This is a genomic window from Streptomyces sp. CB02959 (assembly GCF_002803155.1).
Classification (GTDB): Bacteria; Actinomycetota; Actinomycetes; order Streptomycetales; family Streptomycetaceae; genus Streptomyces.
The window spans coordinates 111439-117438 of sequence record NZ_NNBP01000030.1 but is presented as its reverse complement, the minus strand read 5'-3'; the positions used below and the strand labels follow the sequence as shown (position 1 = coordinate 117438).

5 protein-coding genes and 1 pseudogene are annotated in these 6000 nt (G+C 67.3%); 1 reads left to right on the top strand and 5 read right to left on the bottom strand.

Going from position 1 to position 6000, the window contains the following annotated elements; translation table 11 throughout:
• Window positions 1–170: 170 nt before the first annotated feature.
• Window positions 171–497: a MerR family transcriptional regulator gene (locus CG747_RS37235; RefSeq protein ID WP_100606316.1), complete on the bottom strand. Its 327-nt coding sequence runs from the start codon at window positions 495–497 to the stop codon at window positions 171–173.
• Window positions 498–1409: 912 nt separating this feature from the next.
• Here CG747_RS37235 and CG747_RS37230 point away from each other — a divergent pair.
• Window positions 1410–2563 (top strand): annotated as a pseudogene (locus tag CG747_RS37230) (PP2C family protein-serine/threonine phosphatase).
• 444 nt (window positions 2564–3007) lie between these two features.
• Here CG747_RS37230 and CG747_RS37225 read toward each other — a convergent pair.
• The 4 genes from CG747_RS37225 to CG747_RS37210 all read right to left on the bottom strand — a co-directional run bounded on the left by CG747_RS37225 (window position 3008) and on the right by CG747_RS37210 (window position 5831).
• Entirely contained in the window at window positions 3008–3316 is a 309-nt protein-coding gene (locus CG747_RS37225; protein WP_100606315.1) for an SCO5918 family protein, read from the bottom strand.
• Between the two features lie 60 nt (window positions 3317–3376).
• Window positions 3377–3766 (bottom strand): CBS domain-containing protein, encoded by a 390-nt coding sequence (locus CG747_RS37220; RefSeq protein ID WP_100606314.1) that lies wholly within the window; start codon window positions 3764–3766, stop codon window positions 3377–3379.
• Between the two features lie 65 nt (window positions 3767–3831).
• Window positions 3832–5346: a DEAD/DEAH box helicase gene (locus tag CG747_RS37215; RefSeq protein ID WP_100606313.1), complete on the bottom strand. Its 1515-nt coding sequence runs from the start codon at window positions 5344–5346 to the stop codon at window positions 3832–3834.
• Window positions 5347–5627: 281 nt separating this feature from the next.
• Window positions 5628–5831 (bottom strand): cold-shock protein, encoded by a 204-nt coding sequence (locus CG747_RS37210; protein WP_006604711.1) that lies wholly within the window; start codon window positions 5829–5831, stop codon window positions 5628–5630.
• Between the last annotated feature and the right edge of the window lie 169 nt (window positions 5832–6000).

Here is a 6000-nt window from a genome sequence, read left to right as displayed (position 1 = left end):
ACAGAATGACTCAAAGGCTCACGAACCGCCCACTCAGAGCCATCACCAAAATCAACGGTCACGCAGAGTGCACGCTCCACAGAAATTGAGCCAGAACCCAAACTCATCAACATCGCCCCACCATGGATCAGGCCGCAAGTGACTTCACCACCGCTCGATAAAACCAGCCGTTACGAGGTGGCACCGCGGGTACGCAGTTCTTCGTTGATGCGCTGGGCTTCTTCGAGTTGGTCTTCGAGGATGATGATGCGGCAGGCGGCTTCGATGGGGGTGCCGGCGTCGACGAGTTCGCGGGTGCGGGCGGCGATGCGCAGTTGGTAGCGGGAGTAGCGGCGGTGGCCGCCTTCGGAGCGCAGAGGAGTGATCAGTCGGTGCTCGCCGAGGGCGCGGAGGAAAGCGGGGGTGCTGCCGATCATCTCGGCGGCCCGGCCCATGGTGTAGGCGGGGTAGTCGTCGTCGTCGAACTTGTCGACGGGGCGGGAACTGCGAGGGGGCATAGACCTCTTCTTTCGGGGACGCGTCGAGGGGCCCGAGTGCTGTACTGGCACCCGGGCCCCGAGCTTTCAACACCACCTGCCGGCTGACTGCGCCGGCCTTCTTGTTCCGCTGGTCCGCCTGGGAAGGCGGAAGTGCGGGGATCGCGGATGCGTGACCGGGGACCACCTTCCAATCTGGGGCCTGCGGTACCCGAGCGGTGCTCTGCCCGCCCAGGCGATCCTGATGGCGTTCTGCTTCTTACCTTCGGTTACTCGGTTGTGCTGCTGGATATCGCGGGTGGTACACGCGGCCCCCGGGGCCGCTCGGCCCGGCAGTCAGCGAAGGAACCCACCATCTCCGGCCCCTCCGCGCCCACTGCCGTTCCGCATCCTGCCTGACCTGCTCACGCGGCAGTTCATCTCTGCCGCGCCCTCTTCGACTTCTTGGGTACGGGGAAACACTAACCCCCGCACCCACCCATGTCTACTCTCGGCGTTACAGATTTTCTCAACAGACAGTGAGTGGACTTCTACCTCATGCACACCGGGAAGAGTGCCGTCCGGGTTGAAGACCGGTCCGGCGGCATAACCGACCCAGGCGGGGTGTGAGCGCATGAACGACACGACGACAACAGCACGACAGCTCCGAAGCCCCCTGCCGCCCTTGAAGACGACAGCCCCGTCGGCATCCCACGCGCCCGCGATGCCGCCCGTGCTTTCGCCGACAGCCTCGCCCCGTCCTTGGATTCCGAGGCTGCGGAAACCCTCGCCCTGGTGGGTCCCCGAACTCGCCACCAATGCCCTGCGCCACGGGGCGGCCACTACACCCTCGAACTCAGCGCCACCGCCGACGCGGTGAACGTCGCTGTCAGTGACCGCGACCCGGCGCCCCCGTACCTTGACGATGGGTCGCTCGCGGACTTCTCGCGTGACATGGATCGGGGGCACGAATCTCCGCCCTATCTTCTCGGTCCGCTGGTCGCGGAAGTGGTGGGCCCGCTCGGTGGCCGCGAGATCACGATCCTGCTGCATGACTACGGACAGCTGTTGCCGGTTCCGGCGCCCGGCGAGGGGCTGGTGACCGGTGAGCCGCAGCCGATCGACGACTCGGACGCCGGCCGGGCCTTTCTGGACGGGCGTCGCGTCGAGGTGGGGCAGGACGACGGTGTGCGGGTCTACCTGCCGCTGTTGGAGGGCGGGGACCACGTGGGCGTCATGGTCGTCACCCTGGACAGCATCGACGACGACTGGCGGTTGCTGCGCAGGATCATCGCCCTGGTGGCCGACATGCTGGTGACCAAGCACGGCTACACCGATCTGTTCTTCCGGGTCCGACGCAGGGAGCCGATGAGCGTCGCCGCGGAGATCCAGTGGTCGGTCCTGCCACCGCTGGCGATGTCCGTGCCCCGGGTCGCGGTGGCCGGGATTCTGGAGCCCGCGTACGACGTCGCGGGTGACAGCTTCGACTACGCCCTCAACGGCGACATCCTGCATGTGGCGGTGGTCGACGCGATGGGCCACGGTCTCGATGCCGCCACGATGGCCACGGTGGCCATCGGTTCCTACCGGCACGCGCGGCGCATCAGCATCGGGCTCTCCGAGATCTACGCGTTCATGGACCGGACGATCGCCGGCAAGTTCGGCCCCGACCACTTCGTGACCGCCCAGATGATGCAGCTCAACACGGCCACCGGGAACCTCCAGTGGGTCAACGCGGGACATCCCGTGCCCCTGCTCATCCGCGGACGGCGCATCATCCGGCGGCTCCACAGCGCGACCACCCTGCCGGTCGGCTTCGGCGGCCAGGAGCTCCGGATCAGCGAGCTGGTCCTGGAGCCGGGCGACCGTGTCCTGTGCTTCACGGACGGGTTGATTGAGGAGCACGAAACCGACGGGGAGGAGTTCGGCGAAGAACACTCATCGACTGGGTGGACCGCATCGCGCGCACCGGGACCGAAGTGCGGGCGGCAGTCCGCTCCCTACCCCACGCCCTCATGCGTGAACGGGGTGGAATCACCACGGACGATGCGACTCTCCTCCTGATCGAGTGGCGCGGCGCCACGGACGGCTACCAAAGCTCCCGATAGGGGAGCAGGCCAGCCTCAGACCGCCGGGCCTGCATTGTCGGGCATGGACTGTCACAACATCGCCGGCAGGGTGGAGTCGAAACAGGGCAATCAGACGACTCTCACCGTGGTCGTCCAGGGCGCAGCCAGTACCAGACGGCTGGCCGCGAGCCGGTGGCGACGACTTATAGCCGAGGTACCGGAGGAGTAGGAACGGCTGGGGCCGTTTTCTGCTCTCTTCTCACCGGCCGACGAGGCACCTCACTTGCCGAACCGGAACGAGCGCCCTACGTACCTGCATTCCCACGCCACGCGGACCCCGCAGGGAAGTCCCGGTCTTCCCGAGGCGGGCGGCATGTAGCGCTTCGCCGTAGGGGATGCCGGCCCCTGGAAGTAGGAGCCTTGCGCTGTTCCGACCGCTGAGTTGGCCGCTGCGGGGCGGATTCTGTGCCCACAGCGGCCCGGTCAGGCTCGGGCCGGGCGCCCCAGCAAGGCGGACGCCGTCTCCAGTGGTGTGAGACCGGTCGGTGGTACGAGCGCGGCAGCCGGGCGGCACACGAAGCCGAGGCAGCTCAGGGCCCGGGTCACTTCACCGGCGGAGAAGTCACGGCGATCCTGCCGGGTGATGATCTCCCCGACCTGTTTGACGGGGTAATGGCGGCGACCGATGAGCACGGAGTCACCCGTGACGGGTTCGGCTTTGATCCCCTTCATCGCCTCCTGCACCTCGGTCTTGAGCAGGTCGAAAGGGAAGCGGGCGATGACGACGCGCATAGTGCCTCGACAGGGTCGAAGAGAAGCCGGAAACGGATCACCGGCCCGGACGGAGAGGAATCAATGGGTGAGGACGACGACGCCCAGGGCGTGCCCGTCCTCACCGATCACGGGTGAGGCCCGCAGCGCGCGTTGACGCATGGCGCGTTCCGCGTCGTGTGCAGGCGTCACCGGCGAAGTGAAGGGCCCACGGTCGTAGATGAGGTCCCGCAACCGGGTCTCCTCGGTGTACCAGGAGCCCTGGCGGTGGGCCGTCAGCTGGGAACGGGTGATCAGGCCCATACACCGCCCGTCCTCGTCGCGGACGAGGAGATAGCCGGCACGGGCCCCGATGAGGACGGACAGAGCCACGTCGACGATCATGTCGTCGTCGACCTGTGGTCCCGTCGCCGACATGACGTCGCCGGCTGCCTTGCCGGAGCAGTCTGCCTGGGGGTAGCTCTGCAACATCAACGAAAGCCTCCGTGACGATGGTGATCCGATGAGCCGAGCATGATCGTCCGGTACCGGCCTAGCTAGGCGGCCGGGGCCGAAGAGGTCCGCCGCGCAGTCGGTGCCGCGGTTCGGGCCGATCCGGCAGCACGGCGTGCCTGGGCGGGGCGGCTGCGGCGGCCGCGTGTGGAGGAGCCGCTGCGCTTGGCACGTTCGACGACTGGTGCGGCGATGGTGACCGGGGTGCCGGAGGGTGCCTGGGCGCCTGTGATGCGGCTCAGTTCGGCCTCGCCGGAGCGGACCTGGGTGGTCTGCGGGATGATGCCCGCGTCCGCCATCAGGCGGTTCATGGTGCGGCGCTGGTTGGGCAGGACGAGGGTGACGACGCTGCCGGACTCACCGGCGCGCGCGGTACGGCCACCGCGGTGCAGGTAGTCCTTGTGGTCGCTGGGAGGGTCGACGTTGACGACGAGATCGAGGTTGTCGACATGGATACCGCGGGCCGCGACGTTGGTGGCCACCAGGACGGTGACATGGCCGGACTTGAACTGGGCCAGGGTACGGGTGCGCTGGGGCTGGGACTTGCCACCGTGGAGGGCCGCGGCGCGGACACCGCTGTTCAGCAGATGCTTGGTGAGGTTGTCCACGGCGTGCTTGGTGTCCAGGAACATTATCGACCGACCTTCGCGGGCGGCGATCTCGGTGGTGGTGGCGTGCTTGTCGGCGCCGTGGACGTGCAGCACGTGGTGCTCCATCGTCGTGACCGCGCCCGCCGAAGGATCGACGGAGTGGACCACCGGGTCCGTCAGGTAGCGCCGGACCAGGAGGTCCACGTTGCGGTCCAGGGTGGCCGAGAAGAGCATCCGCTGTCCTTCGGGCCGAACCTGGTCGAGCAGCGCGGTGACCTGGGGCATGAAGCCCATGTCGGCCATCTGGTCGGCTTCGTCCAGCACGGTGATGCCGACCTGGTTCAGCCGGCAGTCACCGCGCTCGATGAGGTCCTTGAGCCGTCCTGGCGTGGCGACGACCACCTCGACGCCGCCGCGCAGTGCGCTGGACTGGCGGCCGATCGACATTCCGCCGACGACGGTGGCCAGCCGCAGCTTGAGCGACCGGGCGTAGGGGGTGAGTGCGTCGGTGACCTGCTGAGCCAGTTCCCGAGTGGGGACCAGGACCAGTGCCAGCGGCTGGCGGGGCTCGGCGCGCTGCCCGGCGGTACGGGCCAGCAGGGCCAGACCGAAGGCCAGCGTTTTGCCCGATCCGGTGCGACCGCGGCCGAGAACATCGCGTCCGGCCAACGAGTTCGGCAGCGTGGCGGCTTGGATGGCGAACGGGGCGGACATGCCTTCTGCGCTGAGGGCCGCCAGCAGCGCCGACGGCATGTCCAGCTCGGCGAACGTCTCGGCCGGGGGCAGGGCGGGAGTGTGGGTGACGGGCAGGGCGAACTCTCCCTGCAGGGTCGCGCGACGCCGTCCGGGGCCCCCGGAACGACCTGTGCCCGAGCGGTTCGGCCCACCGGAGCGGTAGCCGCCGCGGCCTGAGCCGGACAAGCCGCCAGAGCGGGAGTAACGGTCATTCGTGCGAGCTGTGCGGTTCATGGAGAACCTTCCTCGATGCGGTACGCCGAGGAATTCCCGGCGGCGATGAGCCGCACACAAAGAATCGCAAGAACGAACCGATGAAATAAGATGAAACGAAGCGGGGCAGAAACATGTCGACCCTGCACGCCGAAGCGGGACAGGCGCCGCAGCAAAGAAGGGCAACTGGCTCCCGCACACCGCGTGTGCGGCCGTTGTGGGCACGCGGGAAACAGCGGAAAAGCAACGAGCTGGGGCCCGCACCCAAGGTGCGGGCCCCAGCTACGGTGTACGCGTCAGCCTCAGGCGGGAACGATGTTCTCGGCCTGCGGGCCCTTCTGGCCCTGCGTGACGTCGAAGTTCACCTTCTGGCCTTCCTGCAACTCGCGGAAGCCCTGGGCAGCGATGTTCGAGTAGTGGGCGAAGACGTCAGCGCCGCCACCCTCCTGCTCGATGAAGCCGAAACCCTTTTCCGCGTTGAACCACTTCACGGTGCCAGTAGCCATGTCATATCTCCTTCGGGGCAGTGCCCGGAGCCCACACCGTGCGAACTCCGTATCGCTGCGTTGATTGCCCGTCCGGAAATAAACACCGGAAACACGAAAGCACTCTGCCATGTACGACAGTGAGCACGCTTGAAGTCTTGGGAACCACAACTGCAACTGAGATCGACGG